Below are 16,951 nucleotides of genomic sequence, written 5' to 3'. Positions count from 1 at the left end.
TTTCCTGCCAAGGGGTTTCCACTAAATTTGACTGATGATTTCGTATGGCCAAGACACTAACCAATGACCTGCGACATGTGGACGTGCGCCGCCTGGCGCGTGACGGCCTGCTTGTACCAGGGCATCCGTTTAGCTGGGAATGGCGACGAGATGGCGAGGTCGTTGCATCGATAGGACTGCACGTCCACGATGGTGCGGTAACGTTCGACTACAGCATCGGCAGCGGGGAGGAGCGGCAACCGGTACGCCAGCGGGTGCGGCTGCTGGCCACGCCCTGCACCTACGGCGGACAGCGGCTATGGTTCACCTGCCCGTACTGCGACAAGCGGGCGGCCTTGCTCTACGTCGGGCGGCAAGTAGCCTGCCGGTGCTGCTTTGGCATGGCCTACCAAGTACAGCGTGAGAGCAAGCACGACCGCGAGGTGCGCCGCCTAGACACGATCCGCGCCCACCTTGGCTGGGAGCCGGGCTTTCTCAACGGCGACGGCTGGAAACCCAAGGGGATGCACTGGCAGACGTTCTACCGCCTGAAAGTCGAGCATGATCAACTCGTGCTTTCTGTGGTCGGCGCTATGGATGCCCGTCTTGACCGGGCTTATGAGCGGATAGCACGCCTGCTAGGTGGGGACGACTGGCTGACATCCGTCTACAGTAGAGGCAAGTAGATGGCTGCGGCTGGCATCTCGTTTGAAAAACAATCAACGCTTATCAAAACAGCCGACACGCCCACGTAGCTGGCATTTAATGCCAAAAACATGTTGCACAATGTCAGTCATGCTAACATCAACTTGTTTGAGCTGAAGGAGTTTGGCATGAAGAAAAGGCTATTGGCCTCCGTTTTGTGTCTAATGGCGGCCACCGCAGCCCATGCAGCTGAATGGCGCCCTATAGCAAGCGGATCTAAGGAGGTTTGGTTTCTTGATTCGTCCAGCTTAGCAACCGTGTCTGGATCAAAAATTGGCTGGGTGAGAATTGTTAAGAAGACCGATAGTGTTGCAATAGGTAGCACTAAGTACTCCATCAGCAAGTATGCAGCCCACTGCAAGACAAGACAGCTACAAATACTGTCTTGGGCTGAATACATGTCAGATGGAAAAGTAAAGACATCAGGCAATATGTCGGCACCCAGTGAGGTCTATCCAGATAGCGTTGGAGAACAACTTTTTGCCTACATGTGTGGGTCAACTGCAAAGTTGACCAGTATTTCCGAAATAAAGGACACGTCAGATTTCACTGATTGGTTCTTTAGCAAGGAACGCCAGTAATTTTTTGCAATATTTCCAGCTAACATGGAACCCCGAGGGGGACCAGTCCATGACAGATGTAACACATCATACCCCCCTCGGGGTTGGCCTATTGATACGTGTTCAGTAGCCCCTCGTGGAGCAGCTTGGAAAGGCATACACGTCAAAAGCAACGCCTGAAAAAAGATGGGAAGTGCCATAAGGTGACGCCCAGCGAGAGGGGCCTTGTTAGTCCCGAAAAAGAGGCTTGCTGGACAGAAAGTCGGGCAGCAACACAAGTTTGTTGGTATATTTGTTGGTATATTTTGAACTATGCAAACAAAGCCCCCTTATCTGGCGTGGCTTACAGACCACAGTTCGATTCCTGGTGGGGCGCCACCAAATACCGCCAAGCAAAACCAAGAAGATCGACAAAACCCGCAGAGCCTGTGCTGTGCGGGTTTTTTCATGTCCTAACCGTTCCGACCGACACCAACAGAAACCGTCATTTTGCGGCAAACGTTTTCGCCTGCTGACGTGTCTATGGGTACCCCCCACTCAAGCCTCGGGCAAGCCGACCAACGACAGGCGTAATGCCCCCGAGCTCGCTTGATACCTGCAGATAAACCCCTGTGAGATCAATCGATGGCCAGGCGGGCATGCCGCCACAAAAATGACAAAAACCGAAAAATGGCAAAAATACCATGTCGAATGGGCAATTTATCGAATAGCCATCAAAACGGTGAACGTTTCGAAACCGCCTCATAATGAATGATGTAGCATCACTGGCTTTACCATTCTGGACCGCCACAATGCGACGCCTCTTCGCTTGCATTCTGATTGCCGCCCTTTCCGCGCCGTCCCTGGCCCAGGCGCTGTCAGAGAAGGAAGCCTCTGATCTGCTCACCGTCACGGACTACTTGAATGGCGAATGCCGCAACGGCATTGGCGACGATCAGAAAACACTGAAGGCCTGCAATATGCGCGACGTGATGTTTACCCACGTCAAGAACAATGGATGGTGCTATGGCGCCCCCACCGCACCGACCGCAAAAGGCAAGTGGCAGCCCTGCAAGACCACCGCAAAAAAGATCAGCCAAGCCAAGGCACCATCACGTCAGGTTAAACCGCCATCGCGTCAGGCCAAGACGCCCCGTTTAGCCCGCCGTGCAACGCCCCGCCACGTCACGTACAAGCACGCATAACGGCGCCCCCGCGGACAAAAAGCGGGGCAGCACCGCGCGTTTGTTGGTATATTTGCCGGTAAATTTTGAACGGCGCACACCAAGATCCTTGTCTGGCGTGGCTTGCAGGCCACAGTCCGGTTTCTGGTGGGCACCATTTCATTTCCTGCGTCCGCGCCCGGCCCTTGCGCCGCCGCGGCTTTACCGTCTGACATCATGTACGCCGATATCGACCGCACCAGCACCTGGTTCAAGTACAAGGATTCGTTGTGCCACGACTGCATGGCCAGCTGCTGCACCATGCCGGTCGAAGTCCGACTGCCCGACCTGATCCGCATCGGCGTGGTGGACGAGTTCGAAACCGGCGAACCGCCCAAGAACATCGCCAAGCGCCTGATGAAGCAGGGCGTGATCGAGCACTTCAACTTCAAGCGCGAACTGTTCACCCTGGCGCGCCGCGCCAACGGCGACTGCCACTACCTCGACAAACACACCCGGCGCTGCACCATCTACGCCCAGCGGCCGGACACCTGCCGCAACCATCCGCGCATCGGGCCGCGCCCGGGCTACTGCGCCTACCGCAAGAAAACCACCGCATGAGCACGCCGCAACCCAACAACCCGCTGCACGGCATCACGCTGGAAAGCATGCTGACCGAACTGGTGGCCCACTACGGCTGGGCGCGGCTGGGCGAGCTGATCGAGATTCGCTGCTTCAACCACGACCCCAGCCTCAAGTCCAGCCTGACCTTTTTGCGTCGCACTCCCTGGGCACGCAGCCAGGTCGAGGCGCTGTACCTGCAGCTCAAGCGCGCTCCCGCCGCTCCGTCGGGCGGCAAGGCCGGCTTCATCAAACCACGCCGCGGCTGAACACCCCGCCAGCCCGTCCCACAACTCGCGCAAAGAAAACGGCCCGCTCAGCTGCTGCCGACCGGGCCGTCACCTTCATCCTATCGCTGCCAAGGTTGGCCGAAGCCTCGACCCACCCCGGCCGACACTCAGAACAGCAGCTCCTTGACGTTCTCCACCGCGTCACGCGCCGGCGGCGTCTGGCCATCACCCTGAGGCTCGGCGCCGCCATTGCTGGCATCGCTGGCCGCGCTGCCGCCCGGCACGGTACCGGAGTTATCCAGCCGCAACTCCGGATTGGTGTGCTGGAACTCCTCGTAGTAGTACTCGTCGCCGCCACGCAAGCCGCCTCCCGGACGCACCACCACCCCCGGCGGCGGCGGCAGATCGATCTCGGGCGACCCCTTCAAGGCGTTGGCCATGTAGTTGATCCAGATCGGCAGTGCCGCGGTACCACCGTAACCGTAACGGCCCAGGCTGCGCGGCTGGTCGTAACCCACCCACACCACGGCAGCCAGATTCGGATTGAAGCCGGCAAACCAGGCATCGCGGAAATCGCTGGTGGTACCGGTCTTGCCCGCCAGATCCTGGCGTCCCAGCGTCATGGCCCGGTTGGCGGTCCCGAAGCGCACCACATCCTTCATCATGCTGGTCATGATGAAGGCGTTACGCGGATCGATCGCCTGCGGTGCATTCTGACCCGCCACCGTCGGCACGGTCTTGGCCAACACGCGGCCGTTCACATCCTCGATACGGTCGATAAAGTAGGAACGGGTACGATAACCGCCGTTGGCGAAGGTGGAATAGCCCTCCGCCATCTGTAGCGGCGTGGCCGAACCGGCCCCCAGCGCCATGGTCAGGTAAGCCGGGTGCTGCTTGGCGGCAAAGCCGAAGCGCTGGATGTACTGCTGGGCGTAGTCAGTGCCGATGGCCATCAGCACACGGATCGACACCAGGTTCTTCGACAGCGCCAGCGCACGGCGCATCGGGATCATGCCGGCGAACTTGCCGTCGTCGTTCTTCGGCTCCCAGCGCTGCCCGCCCAGCGCCTGCGGATCGATCGTCAGCGGCGCATCGTTGATCAGCGTCGACGGCGTGAAACCCCGCTCGATGCCGGCCGAGTAGATGAACGGCTTGAAGGTGGAACCGGGCTGACGCCAGGCCTGGGTCACATGGTTGAAGCTGCTGCGGTTGAAGTCGAAGCCCCCCACCAGCGACTTGATTGCGCCGGTGCGAGTATCCATCGACACGAAAGCGCCCTCCACTTCCGGCATCTGGCCGATGCTCCAGTCCCCCTTGCTCTCGGCCCGCACACGCACGATGGCGCCCGGCCGCAGCTGCTGCGCCGGGGTCAGCTTGCTGCTCAGTGCACGGCGTGCAAAATCCAGGCCGCGCCCGCTCACCGACACCTCCTGCCCGCCACGCAGATACACCTTCACCGCGCGGTTCGACGCTTCGAGCACCACGCCCGGCTGCAAGTCGCCGCTATCGTGGATCTCCGCGAGCGCCTCGTCCAGCGCCTCGATCCGGTCATCACCCTCCAGCCCGGACAGGTCGACGAACCCCTCCGGCCCGCGGTAGCTGTGGCGGCGGTCGTAATCCATCAGGCCGGCACGCAGTGCGTCGTACGCCCACTGCTGATGCTTGCTGTCGATGGTAGTGAAGACCCTGAAGCCCTGGGTGTAGGCCTGGTCGCGGTAACGGTCATACATGGCCTGGCGTACCATTTCCGCCACATATTGAGCCGGCATGCTGGCTTCCGCCCCCTGCCCCGCCACGTGCAGTTTCTCCGCCAGCGCGTTGTCGTACTGTTCCTGGCTGATGAAGTTCAATTCGTGCATGCGGCGCAGCACATACTGCTGGCGCAGACGGGCCCGCGCCGGGTTCACGATCGGGTTGTACGCCGACGGCGCCTTGGGCAGACCGGCGAGCATGGCCATTTCCGCCACACTCAAGTCTTTGATTGATTTGCCATAATAGGCCTGCGCCGCCGCGGCAAAGCCGTAAGCACGTTGCCCCAGGTAGATCTGGTTGAAATACAACTCGAGAATCTGGTCCTTGGAGAGTGCGTGCTCGATCTTGAAAGCCAGCAGCGCCTCGTTAAACTTGCGGCTAAAAGTCTTTTCACTGGAAAGGAAGAAATTTTTTGCCACCTGCATGGTGATGGTACTGGCACCAGAGCGCGCATGGCCTGATACGATATTGCCGACGGCGGCACGCATCACGCCGACATAATCGATACCGCTATGCTGATAGAATCGATCGTCCTCGGCGGCCAGCACGGCCTCCTTCATCAGCACCGGGACCTCCTGGATGCGCATGAATGAACGTCGTTCTTCGCCGAATTCGCCGATCAACTGGCCATCCGCGGCAAAGACGCGCAGCGGCATCTTCGGCCGGTAATCGGTAAGGACGTCAAGACTGGGAAGACGCGGATACGTTATGATGATTGCGATTGCCAGGCCACCTGCAGCAAGGATGGCACCACCAATAAGCAAGCCGGCAAAAATCGCAAAAATTCGTTTAAGCATGATCAGAATGGGCTTTCGCTGGAAAGCGGATTATAACGTCTTGTAAGTCAGGACAAGACACAACATTAGATTGCGATACCGTCCCGACGGATCGCCACTTAAAAATACTTGGGGCCCTCACCGATGCTATCCGACAAACTTGGATTCGGCGCCAACTGGTTGAGCCTGGTTGGATTAGGGAAATCCGGCAATGTTCCGCTGCTAGGACTGGATATCAGCAGCAGCGCCATCAAGCTGGTAGAACTTTCCCGTTCCGGCAACAGCCTGCAAATCGAGCGTTACGTCATCGAGCCCCTGCCCAAGGAAGCGATCACCGAGGGAAACATCAACAATATCGAAGGCGTGGCAGAGACCATCCGCCGCGCCTGGCAGCGCCTCGGCAGTTCAGCCCGCAACGTCGCCGTCGCCATACCCACCACCATGGCGATCTACAAGAAGATCCTGGTGCCGGCAAACCAGGCCGACGACCTCGAAGCACTGACCGAAACCGAAGCCAACCAGATCATTCCCTTCCCGCTGGAAGAGGTCAACCTCGACTACCAGATTCTCGGCCCCTCGCCTGCCAGCGTCGACGACCTGGAAGTCCTGCTGTGCGCCGCCCGCAAGGAGAAGGTGGAAGAACGGGTGGCCGCGGCGGAAATGGCCGGACTCAAGGTCAAGATCGTCGACGTCGAGTCCTTCGCCATGATGACCGCGTTCGAGCAGATCCAGTTGCACTTGCCCGAACAAGGCCACAACCAGACCTTCGCCCTGTTCGATATCGGCAGCAGCAAGCTGCACTGCAGCGTGCTGCGCAACGGCCAGCAGATCTACTTCCGCGAACAGGCCTTTGGCGGCCAGCAGCTGACGCGCGACATCCAGCGCCGCTACGGTATCTCGTTCGACGAAGCCGAATCCGGCAAGCGCGCCATGACACTGCCCGACGGCTACGAATCCGAACTGCTGCACCCCTTCGTCGACTCGCTGGCGCAGGAAATCCAGCGTGCCCTGCAGTTCTTCTACACCACGGTCAGCGTCTCGCAATACCTGCGGGTCGACTACATCCTGCTGGCCGGCGGCTGCGGCATGTTGAGCGGGCTTGACGACACGGTGGCCGCACGCACCCAGATCAGCACCATGATCGCCAACCCCTTTACCACCATGGTGCAGTCCTCCTCCATCCGCCTGAAGGAGCTGCTGCTCGATGCCCCTTCGCTGCTGGTTGCCTGCGGCCTGGCCATGAGGAGGTTCGACTGATGATACGCATCAATCTGTTACCGCACCGCGAGCAGAGCAAGGAAGCGCACCGCCACCGCTTCCAGCTCCTCCTGGCCGCCGCCATCCTCATCGCCGGTGTGGTGGTAGCCTCGAGCTATCTAGTGCTGAACAGCCGGATCGGCCACCAACAGCATCGCAACCAGTACTTGCAGGATGCCATTGCCCAACTGGACGGCCAGATCAAGAAGATCGAGGGACTCAAGAAGGAACGCGACGAGCTGCTCGCCAGGAAACAACTGGTCGAACAATTGCAGCAGGGTCGCAACGAGGCCACCCACATCTTTGACCAGCTGGTACGCCAGACCCCTGACGGAGTCTACCTCAGGGACTTCAGACAGACCGGCCGCAGCTTCGACCTGTCGGGCTACGCCCTGTCCGGCGCACGCGTCTCCAACTACATGCGCACCCTGGCGCAATCCACCACGTTCGACGCCCCGGTCCTGGTCGAGGTCAAGGCCGCCATCGTCAACAACCAGCGTGTCAGCGAGTTCACCTTGCGACTGGGCATGAAAGGACAAGAAGCCGCCGCACCCGCCCCAGGCAAGAAAGGAGCACGGCCATGACGCTCGACGAATTGCGCAACCTCGACCCCAAGGACATGCCGAACTGGCCGCTGCCGGCCCAGCTCGGGGCTCTGGCCGGCCTGATCGGGCTGATCGTTTTCCTCGGCTATTACCTGGTCCTGGGAGATCAGCTTGACACCCTGAACAGCGCCCAGCACCAGGAAGAACAACTCAAGCAGACCTATCTCGACAAAAAACGCCAGGCCATCAACCTCGCCGCGCTGGAACAGCAGCTGGCCGAGATCCAACGCTCGTTCGGCGCCCTGCTCAAGCAGCTCCCCAGCAAGTCCGAAATGGAATCCCTGCTGACCGAGATCAACCAGGCCGGGATCGGCCGCGGCCTGCAGTTCGAGCTGTTCCGCCCCGGCGGAGAAATCAAGTCCGCCGAAATGGCCGAGCTGCCCATCAGCATACGTCTGACCGGCAATTACAAGGAGCTGGCCTCCTTCGTCAGCGACGTCGGCCAGCTCTCGCGGATCGTCACGCTGAGCGATATCAAGCTGGCCCCCCAAGACGCCAAGGGGCCGACCAGCACCCCGCGGTTGAGCATGGAGGCCACGGCCAAAACCTACCGCTCGCTGGAACCGGAAGAACGCCTCGCCGCCATCAACAAGAAAGAGGCCAAGAAATGAACAAACACTGGCTTCTTGTGTCTGCTGCTGCTCCTCGCCGGCTGTGGCAGCAACAGCACCGATGACCTCGACCGCTGGATGAACGAAGCCGGCAAGGGCCTGGCCGGCCAGATCGACCCCATCCCGATGGCACAACCCTATCAGCCCTTCGTGTACCAGGCCTTCGACCTGCGCGACCCGTTCGACCCGCAAAAATTGCTGGCTGCCAAGCGCCAGAACAGTGCCAACGCGCCGGACTTCGATCGTCCGCGCGAGACGCTGGAAAACTACGACCTGGACAAACTGAAAATGGTCGGCATCCTGAAGCGCGGCGGAGTGACCTACGGCCTGATCCGCACACCGGAGAACACGGTCTACCGGGTTCAGCCTGGCAACTTCGTGGGGCCCAATTTCGGGCAGATCAAGCACATCTCCGAAGCCGGAATCGAGTTGGCCGAAACAGTGGAAGACCTGAACGGCGAATGGGTACAGCGCACAACGACCATGTACCTCGTAGAACAAGGGCAGAAATAATGAACACGCATGCCATCAAACTGCTATCCGGACTGGGTCTTGCCCTCTCCTTCAGCCTGGCCCATGCCGGCGTTGCCATTACGGGGATCAACATCAGCAAAACCGACGGCAACGAACAGGTTCTTCAGCTGACTTTCGACGGTCCGGCCCCCAAGCCCAATAGTTTCGCCATTTCCAATCCCCCCAGGATCGCGCTCGACTTTGCCGATACCGAGATCAAGCTGCCCAACAGCTTCACCGAACTGGGCAACCCCCTGGTTCCCTCTGCCGTTGCCATCGCCAGCAATGGCCGCGCTCGTATCGTATTGAATCTGGCCAAGAACGCCTCTTATTCCACCAAAGTCAGCAACAACACGCTGCTGATCAGCCTGAACGGCAACCTGCAGGCAGAGCAGCGGACCGCCGTTCCGCTGGACACCACCCCCGCCAGCCCGACACCAACGGCAAGTACCTCCTACCGCACACCGCTCGCTCTCGACTTCCGGCGGGGCCATAACGGCGAGGGCCGGGTCGAGATCAACCTGCCATCGAACGATGTCCCGGTGGATATCAAACGCCAGGGCAAGAACATCGTGGTGGATATCCCGGGCAGCAATCTGCCTGCCGGCCAGGATCGCAAGCTCGACGTCACCGACTTTGGCACTCCGGTCAGCAAGATCGACGCCATGAACCAGGGCAGAAGCAGCCACATCGTTATCCAGCCACAAGGCGACTGGGACTATTCCTCGTACCAGACCGACCGCAAACTGGTGGTCGAGGTGAAGAAACTGACCCAGGATCAAAAAGCACAGAACGAGTTGGACAAGCCGGTCTACAAGGGCGACAAGCTCTCGCTCAATTTCCAGGATATCGAAGTCCGTACCGTGCTGCAGGTCATTGCCGAATTCACCGGGCTCAACATCGTCACCAGCGACTCGGTCAACGGCAAGATCACACTGCGCCTGAAAGACGTGCCATGGGATCAGGCGCTCGACCTGATCCTCGACAGCAAGGGCCTGGACAAGCGGCGTAGCGGCAACATCATCCGTATCGCCCCGCGCGAAGAGCTGCTGGCCCGGGACAAGCAGGTTTACGAGGCCAAGAACCAGCTCACCACGCTGGAACCGCTGCGTTCGGAAACCTTCGTGCTGCGTTACCGCAGCGCCGAGGATTTCAAGAAAATCCTGGAAGAAGACAGCAAGGGAGGCACCGGTAGCGGCAGCGGACGACGCAGCACCCTGCTCTCTGATCGTGGCAGCGCCCTGATCGACCCCAAAACCAACACCCTGATCATCAACGATACGACAACGGTTATCGACAAGATTCGCGACCTGATCACAAAAACCGACACCCCGGTCAAACAGGTCGTGATCGAGGCACGCATCGTCGAAGCCACCGACAACTTCAGCCGCGAACTGGGCGTCAAGCTGTCGTACGACCGAATCGGCCGTCTGAGTCTGGGCGGCAATATCGCCGGAGCCGGCAACGGCAGCCTCACCGACACCTTAGTAAATCTGCCGACCAACAGTGCGGCTACAGGGACCATCGGCGCCGTCTACAAGGCCGGTGCCAGCAACCTGATCGGCCTGGAGCTGCAGGCATTACAAACCGAAAGCCAGGGCAAGATCGTCGCCAGCCCGCGGGTGCTGACTTCCGACCGTACCGAGGCCACTATCGAGCAGGGGCAGGAGATTCCTTATCAGGAAGCCACCTCCAGCGGCGCCACCTCCACCTCGTTCAAAAAGGCGGTACTGAGTCTGAAGGTGAAGCCCCAGATTACCCCTGACAGCACCATCTTGATGGACATCCAGATCAACAACGACACCGCCGACTTTGCCAACCTGTCGAATGGGGTTCCCTCGCTCAAGACCAAAAAGGTCAATACCCAGGTGCTGGTCGAGAACGGGGGTACCGTGGTTATCGGTGGCATCTACACCCAGGACGAAAATGAAGGCCTCAGCAAGGTACCCCTGCTTGGTGACATTCCCCTGCTGGGCGCCCTGTTCCGGAGCAGGACGAAGAAAGACAACCGCACGGAGCTGCTGGTTTTCCTGACGCCACGTGTCGTCAGCGATTTCGACATAAACAGCCGCTAGGACAGCGCAGACGATCGCGCGTGCTTCCGCTACAATGCCTGCCATGGATACACTGGCAGGCAATTTTTTTCTTGTCGGACTGATGGGAGCCGGCAAGACGACGGTAGGCCGTGCGCTGGCGCGCAAAACCGGCAAGACCTTTTACGACTCCGATCACGAAATCGAGGCCAAAACGGGCGTCAAGGTCGCCACCATCTTCGAAATAGAAGGCGAGCAGCGTTTTCGTGATCGGGAGAGTTGCGCCATCGCCGAACTGGTGCAACGCGACAACATCATCCTAGCGACAGGAGGCGGGGCCATCCTGCGCCCGGAAAATCGCCAGTTGCTGAAAGACAATGGAGTCGTGATTTACCTGCGTGCCAATATCGATGACCTGTTGGCCCGAACCCAGCATGACCGCAACCGTCCCCTGCTCCAGACCGCTGACCCCAAGGCCAAGCTGGAAAGTCTGCTCAAGGAACGCGACCCGCTCTACACCGAGGTGGCGGACCTGATTGTCGACACCACCCAGCAAAACGTCAACCTGCTGGTCAGTCAACTTGAAGCGCAGCTGCTCGAGCGCCAACACCGCCATCAAGACTCCCGACCATGATCACTCTAGACCTGAAGCTGCCCGACGCCCACTACCCAATCCATATCGGCCGCAACCTGCTGACACGGACCGATCTGCTCAAGCCCCATCTGCCCATTCCCAGTGTTGCCATCGTCACCAATAGCACCATTGCCCCGCTGTATCTGGCACCGCTGGAACAGGCACTCAAGGCGGAAGGAATTGCAACGCGCGTCGTGGTGTTGCCCGATGGCGAGTCGTACAAAACCTGGGGCACCCTCAACCTGATCTTTGACGCCCTGCTTTCCGGCAATTGCGAACGCAAGACCACGCTGATCGCACTCGGGGGAGGCGTCATCGGCGACATGACAGGGTTTGCCGCCGCCTGCTACCAGCGCGGGGCACCGTTTATCCAGATTCCGACTACGCTGCTCGCCCAGGTCGACTCGTCGGTCGGAGGCAAGACCGCCATCAATCATCCACTCGGCAAGAACATGATCGGGGCGTTCTACCAGCCGCGAGTGGTCATCGCCGATATGGTGCTGCTGGATACGTTATCAGACCGCGAGCTGTCTGCCGGTTTGGCCGAGGTCATCAAGTATGGCCTGCTGGGTGATGTCGAGTTTTTGGTCTGGCTGGAAAGCAACATCGAACAGCTGCGGGCCCGCGACCCCGCTTCGCTCGAATATGCCGTGAAGCGCTGCTGCGAAATGAAGGCGGAGATCGTCGGGCAGGATGAAAAGGAAAGCGGCGTGCGCGCCTTGCTGAACCTGGGCCATACCTTCGGCCACGCCATCGAGGCCGGGCTGGGGTACGGAGCCTGGTTGCACGGCGAGGCGGTGGCGGCCGGAATGGTCCTGGCATCCGCGACCTCGCAGGAGCTGGGCTGGCTGAATGCCGCCGATGTCGAACGCGTGATCTCGCTCATCCAACGTGCCGGCCTACCCGTCAAGGCTCCCGACCTCGGCCTGACAAACTGGCTGGAGCATATGGGGCACGACAAGAAAGTCGAACAAGGCAAATTGCGCTTCGTGCTGCTGAAGCAGCTTGGCCAGGCTATCATCAGCAGCGAGGTCAGCCATGACGTGCTGCAACGGGTGTTAAGCGGACAGAACGTCACCGCTTGAGCCACCGACACTACGAATTTCTACGGATTGATCGGCCCGGCTACTAGACTTGATAATCCTCCGACCGCTTTTAAACAGACAGGGGGAAAAGCAATGGACGTTCTGGCAGGATTGACCGCAAGTTTGGTGCTCATGGTGGCTTTCTCCCTTCTACGCAAGCTGTGGAAGGCAATCACGTATAAGCCGCCCAAGGCCCGAGGCATCGACCCCGTGGCCGAAGCCGAAGTGTTCCTCGCCTACGGTAAAACCGGCGAGGCCGTCAGGGTGCTCAAGGACGTGCTGGACGAAGATCCGGATAATATGCCGGCCAAGGTCGCCCTGCTCCGTGCCTACTCCAGCAACCGCAATGCCAAGGCTTACTCGCAGCTGGCACGCGATGTCCACGCCCGTCTTCACGGCCAACCGGTCTGGAAGACCATTCAGCAGAATGGCCGCGACCTCGACCCGGCCAACCCATTGTTCAATGCCTGAGCCTGGCTGAGCTGCAAGCTGAATCAATATAAAAAAGCCTGTCGCACCCGACAGGCTTTTGTCATTTTAAGCGGCAGTAGCCTCTAAAGAAGAGCCACTGCCACCACTCACAGGCGCCAGTAACGCGCCCCGGCCTCCGACAGCGCAGCTTTATCAAGCCTCCCCTTGACATCGATGATGACCGGCACGCCACGGCATTGGCGCAGCCAGTCGGTTGCCGACAACTCGGCGAACTCGTGGTGGGCCACGGCAACGATCACCGCATCCGCTGGAGCCAATTGCGCCATCGGCACCAGATCGACGCCATACTCGTGGTGAGCCTCGGCGGCATCGGCCTGCGGGTCCGCCACCTGTACCTGGACACCGAACTCGCGGAGTTCGGTCACCACGTCGATCACGCGCGAATTGCGCAGATCGGGGCAGTTTTCCTTGAAGGTCAGGCCCAGCACCGTGACAGTACTGCCGAGGATGTTGATGCCGGCATGGATCATCTCCTTGATGGTGCGCTGGGCGATGAAGGTGCCCATGCCATTGTTGATGCGGCGTCCGGCATGGATCACCTGCGGGATGTAGCCCAGTTGCTCCGCCTTGTAAGTGAGGTAGTACGGGTCGACACCGATGCAGTGGCCGCCCACCAGTCCCGGGCGGAACGGCAGAAAGTTCCACTTGGTACCGGCCGCTTCCAGCACGTCCAGCGTGTCGATGCCCATCTTCTCGAACAGCACAGCCAGCTCATTCATCAACGCGATGTTGAGGTCGCGCTGGGTGTTCTCGATCACCTTGGAAGCCTCGGCCACCTTGATCGAAGACGCCTTGTGCACGCCGGCTGTCACCACCGAGCCATATACGTCCGCGACAATCTCGAGCGTTGCCGCATCCTGACCGGACACGACCTTCTTGATCTTGGTGAAGGTGTGTTCCTTGTCGCCCGGATTGATCCGCTCCGGACTGTAGCCGACGGTGAAATCCACCCCGCACTTGAGACCGGATACCCGCTCCAGGATCGGCACGCAAACTTCCTCAGTCACCCCCGGATAGACGGTGGATTCGTACACCACGATCGCACCGGGACGCAGCGCCTTGGCGACACTCTCGGACGCTTTCTCTACCGGCGTCAGATCAGGTTGGTGCGCATCGTCAACGGGGGTCGGCACAGCGACGATATGGAAATCTGCCTCGGCCAGCACCGTAACATCGTCGGTGTAGACGATATCTGCCGCCGCCAGTTCGGCATCTTCCACTTCCAGCGTACGGTCATGGCCATTCCTGAGTTCGGCCAAGCGCTGCTGGTTGATGTCGAAGCCGATCACACGGCTTTTCTGGCCGAAGGCAACGGCGACAGGAAGGCCCACGTAGCCCAGGCCAACGACAGAGACTTTGCGATCCGGCACGATTCGATTCTCTCAATACGAAAAATGGGATGATTATACTCCTCCCTCCCCTGTATTTAATGGAATGGAAGGTCTTGCCAGTATGGCGCTATCGAACGGACACCACATTCGATGGGGGGGACTGGTCAGGGAGCGCAAGCAGTAGTCGGTGAAAGGCCGCGGTGGCCTGCTCCACCGTGATATCCGTCACATCCTGCGATGGGGGCTGCAGCAGCTGGTACGGTTCGTTCCAGGGGCGCCAGTGGGTTGCATCACTACCGCCGAAGAAACATACGATCGGTTTTCCCAAGGCATTGGCCACGTGCATGGCCCCTCCATCGCTGCAGATCACACTGTCGCACAGGTCCAGCCCGGCCATCAGCTCGTCCAGAGAGGAGGTCACAAAAGGCAGTACAGGCAGGCCATCCAGCCGGGAAAGCAGTGTGGAGGCCTTTTCATCGTCGCCGGGGTGGGTAGGGTTATCCGCGGCGCCCGGCGCCCAGAACAGCAGGAATTCGGCGTCCAGTTCCGCATGCAATTGACGGATCAATGCTTCGAAACGCTCGACGGGCCAACGCTGGGAGGGTTTGCGTGCCGAAATATGGATACCCACCCTGAGTGGGGCACGTCCCATTGCCATACTGGCGGCCAGTCGATCCCGAGCTTGCCTGGCGGCCTTCCCGGGTACCACGATTCTGACGGCACCGGGCTGTTTGTCGACAGCCAAGGCCGAGGCCAGATGCGCCGTCGCTTCGACGTGATGACAGGCTGACGGCAATGGGCTGACAGGGTGATCCACCTCCTGAGCGCCTTGCCCCGGGCGATAGCCCACCACGCTTTTTGCTCCGATCAAGCGGGCGAACTTGGCCGCCTGGGCCGAATAGGTCGAGCCCGCCAGAATCGCAAAATCGTACTTTTGCCGGCGCAACAAGAGGATCAATTTGAACGTCTGCCACCAGACCGCCAGTTTGGACTCGTTCGCATGGCGGTGCTTGGCCTTGCGGTAGATATGCACCGCATCGACCGGCTGCCCCTCCATCACAACGGGAGCATTGTAATCATTGACCAAAAGATCGATCCGCGCATCGGGATAACCGTCGCGAAGCAACTGCAGCAGCGGCGTGGTACAGATCAGGTCGCCAATATTGTCGCGGCGGATGACGAGTATGCGTTTTTTTTGCTCGACCATAAGAAAACCGATCAATCAAGACGTACCGGGGTGCGCGATGGAAAACCATCGGAATACGCCAACGCCATCCCAAGGAAAAACATCGCCGCTACCGGAGTGGCAAAAATCATAAAATCATCGGTCTGATTCTTTAGCAAAATAGCGAACAAAGAGAGGAATGGTGCAGCCCAAAATATATCCATACCCGAGTTCATGAAGCCTCTATAGGCCTTACTGAGCAAGGAAGCAATCAAAGCCCCGTAAATCAGAAGTCCGACAATGCCAAGCTGAACGAAAACATCAAGGAATATATTATGGCCATGCTGAATTATGTTTCTATCTATCGCCAAAAATTCAGGAGGAACTGAGCTCCCATAAAGGTAATTCAAAACACCACGTCCAAAGCCAATCCCAATCCAAGGCGCTTTCCAAGCAAGAGAAATCCAGTAGCCCCAGATGACAAACCTTGCATCTCTGGAAAACATATTACCAAACCCCTCCAACCCTCCATCACCACCCCGCCCTATATAGATAAAGTACAATGGCACAAGCATAATAAGCAGCGCGGAAAGCCCCAGAAAAATCACTTTCTTCAGATTCAGGGAATAATAGAAAAATATAAATGGCAATAAGATCGCAAACAATACCACCCAGAACATTCTATTGCTCGAGATCAAGCCTACAGCCAAAAGCATCAACACATGCCATCCAGCGATCCAACGCCAGGAGGTATCGCTACCCCAAAGCATGCCAAGCCAAAAAGGGATAACAGCCAAGGCCAATGTCGAGGATATGCCAACACCGCTATAATAATAGGTAAGTGTCTTGTTACCAAGTAAATAACCTACAGCCGTCAGAAAAAGCGTCCACGTGAATACGGCCAGACAGGGTTTAAATAATTTTCCGGCAACCTCGCGACACGACCACCCCCCGCCAGGGCCAGAACCGGAATCAAAACATCCGAGAACCAATGGCGCTCCGTCAGATCGGGTGCTACGGACCAGAACCACGAAACAAAGGAAAAAATACTCCACGCAGCTGCGGCATAAACGACCCACCCCAATCTCTGCCACTCCACCTGGCGAAGTTCTTTTGAACCAAGCAGAAAAACAATAATAACACAGAAATACCTCAAAGCAGGAGTATGTGCCAGCGGCAAAATAGCCGCCAACAAAATTAAGAAAAAAGAAGAGATTGAAACTTTCATAGACAGGGCCACCAATTTTCCAAATTTTAATAATATTCAAAATCACCAAAGCAGCTCTTCCAACCTGTAAATTAATGCTCCCTCACCTCAGGCAACCCTTCCAATTTATCGGATATCTCCATAACACAGGCACGTTTCCCAAGCTTGCACAAATAAGGTGCATCGAATGCATGCGAGTCGGGGCTTAGGGAACCTAATTATCAAAAATTTATACCCCATTCAAGATAACCCT

General features: G+C 58.6%; 17 protein-coding genes. 13 read left to right on the top strand and 4 right to left on the bottom strand.

Features of this window, described 5'->3' with window-relative positions; genetic code table 11:
- The first annotated feature begins 44 nt into the window (after nucleotides 1-44).
- From ABKF58_RS07470 to ABKF58_RS07450, 5 genes are all read left to right on the top strand, one after another.
- Nucleotides 45-665 carry a hypothetical protein gene (locus ABKF58_RS07470; RefSeq protein ID WP_482584001.1) on the top strand — a complete coding sequence of 207 codons (621 nt, stop codon included), beginning with the start codon at nucleotides 45-47 and terminating at the stop codon, nucleotides 663-665.
- Between the two features lie 147 nt (nucleotides 666-812).
- Entirely contained in the window at nucleotides 813-1,265 is a 453-nt protein-coding gene (locus tag ABKF58_RS07465; protein ID WP_482584000.1) for a surface-adhesin E family protein, read from the top strand.
- Between the two features lie 770 nt (nucleotides 1,266-2,035).
- Complete coding sequence (locus tag ABKF58_RS07460) at nucleotides 2,036-2,428, top strand: hypothetical protein (protein ID WP_482583999.1); 393 nt, start codon at nucleotides 2,036-2,038, stop codon at nucleotides 2,426-2,428.
- 195 nt (nucleotides 2,429-2,623) lie between these two features.
- The gene (locus tag ABKF58_RS07455) at nucleotides 2,624-3,007 is read left to right on the top strand and encodes a YkgJ family cysteine cluster protein (RefSeq protein WP_482583998.1); all 384 of its coding nucleotides are present in this window, start codon (nucleotides 2,624-2,626) and stop codon (nucleotides 3,005-3,007) included.
- Nucleotides 3,004-3,276: a VF530 family protein gene (locus tag ABKF58_RS07450; protein WP_482583997.1), complete on the top strand. Its 273-nt coding sequence runs from the start codon at nucleotides 3,004-3,006 to the stop codon at nucleotides 3,274-3,276. Before ABKF58_RS07455 ends, ABKF58_RS07450 begins: the two co-directional genes overlap by 4 nt.
- A 128-nt stretch (nucleotides 3,277-3,404) precedes the next feature.
- Here the strand turns inward: ABKF58_RS07450 and ABKF58_RS07445 are convergent, their stop codons facing one another.
- Nucleotides 3,405-5,645: a penicillin-binding protein 1A gene (locus ABKF58_RS07445; protein WP_482583996.1), complete on the bottom strand. Its 2,241-nt coding sequence runs from the start codon at nucleotides 5,643-5,645 to the stop codon at nucleotides 3,405-3,407.
- Nucleotides 5,646-5,909: 264 nt separating this feature from the next.
- On the opposite strand from ABKF58_RS07445, the gene ABKF58_RS07440 reads away from it, so the two are divergent.
- The 8 genes from ABKF58_RS07440 (at nucleotide 5,910) to ABKF58_RS07405 (ending at nucleotide 12,974) form a co-directional block, all read left to right on the top strand.
- Complete coding sequence (locus ABKF58_RS07440; RefSeq protein ID WP_482583995.1) at nucleotides 5,910-7,022, top strand: pilus assembly protein PilM; 1,113 nt, start codon at nucleotides 5,910-5,912, stop codon at nucleotides 7,020-7,022.
- Nucleotides 7,022-7,606, top strand: a complete 585-nt coding sequence (locus ABKF58_RS07435; RefSeq protein ID WP_482583994.1) for a PilN domain-containing protein — start codon at nucleotides 7,022-7,024, stop codon at nucleotides 7,604-7,606. The genes ABKF58_RS07440 and ABKF58_RS07435 overlap by 1 nt, the downstream gene beginning before the upstream one ends.
- On the top strand, nucleotides 7,603-8,238 hold the full coding sequence (locus tag ABKF58_RS07430; RefSeq protein WP_482583993.1) for a type IV pilus inner membrane component PilO: 636 nt from the start codon (nucleotides 7,603-7,605) through the stop codon (nucleotides 8,236-8,238). The genes ABKF58_RS07435 and ABKF58_RS07430 overlap by 4 nt, the downstream gene beginning before the upstream one ends.
- Before the next feature lie 15 nt (nucleotides 8,239-8,253).
- Nucleotides 8,254-8,751, top strand: coding sequence for a pilus assembly protein PilP (locus ABKF58_RS07425; protein ID WP_482583992.1), 498 nt, complete (start codon nucleotides 8,254-8,256; stop codon nucleotides 8,749-8,751).
- Nucleotides 8,700-10,826 (top strand): type IV pilus secretin PilQ, encoded by a 2,127-nt coding sequence (locus ABKF58_RS07420; protein ID WP_482583991.1) that lies wholly within the window; start codon nucleotides 8,700-8,702, stop codon nucleotides 10,824-10,826. Before ABKF58_RS07425 ends, ABKF58_RS07420 begins: the two co-directional genes overlap by 52 nt.
- Before the next feature lie 34 nt (nucleotides 10,827-10,860).
- Complete coding sequence (locus ABKF58_RS07415; protein WP_482583990.1) at nucleotides 10,861-11,418, top strand: shikimate kinase; 558 nt, start codon at nucleotides 10,861-10,863, stop codon at nucleotides 11,416-11,418.
- Complete coding sequence (aroB, locus tag ABKF58_RS07410) at nucleotides 11,415-12,503, top strand: 3-dehydroquinate synthase (protein ID WP_482583989.1); 1,089 nt, start codon at nucleotides 11,415-11,417, stop codon at nucleotides 12,501-12,503. The genes ABKF58_RS07415 and aroB overlap by 4 nt, the downstream gene beginning before the upstream one ends.
- A gap of 93 nt (nucleotides 12,504-12,596) precedes the next feature.
- Nucleotides 12,597-12,974: a type IV pilus assembly protein FimV gene (locus ABKF58_RS07405; RefSeq protein WP_008952254.1), complete on the top strand. Its 378-nt coding sequence runs from the start codon at nucleotides 12,597-12,599 to the stop codon at nucleotides 12,972-12,974.
- 107 nt (nucleotides 12,975-13,081) lie between these two features.
- Here ABKF58_RS07405 and ABKF58_RS07400 read toward each other — a convergent pair whose 3' ends face one another.
- The 3 genes from ABKF58_RS07400 to ABKF58_RS07390 form a co-directional block, all read right to left on the bottom strand.
- Nucleotides 13,082-14,365 carry a nucleotide sugar dehydrogenase gene (locus ABKF58_RS07400; RefSeq protein WP_482583988.1) on the bottom strand — a complete coding sequence of 428 codons (1,284 nt, stop codon included), beginning with the start codon at nucleotides 14,363-14,365 and terminating at the stop codon, nucleotides 13,082-13,084.
- An 88-nt stretch (nucleotides 14,366-14,453) separates the two neighbouring features.
- Nucleotides 14,454-15,548, bottom strand: coding sequence for a glycosyltransferase family 9 protein (locus ABKF58_RS07395; RefSeq protein ID WP_482583987.1), 1,095 nt, complete (start codon nucleotides 15,546-15,548; stop codon nucleotides 14,454-14,456).
- Nucleotides 15,545-16,765: an O-antigen ligase family protein gene (locus ABKF58_RS07390; protein WP_482583986.1), complete on the bottom strand. Its 1,221-nt coding sequence runs from the start codon at nucleotides 16,763-16,765 to the stop codon at nucleotides 15,545-15,547. Before ABKF58_RS07390 ends, ABKF58_RS07395 begins: the two co-directional genes overlap by 4 nt.
- Nucleotides 16,766-16,951: the final 186 nt, after the last annotated feature.

It is taken from the genome of Pseudogulbenkiania sp. AW2-16 (assembly GCF_056824575.1).
This window is presented reverse-complemented; position numbering and strand designations above follow the sequence as displayed.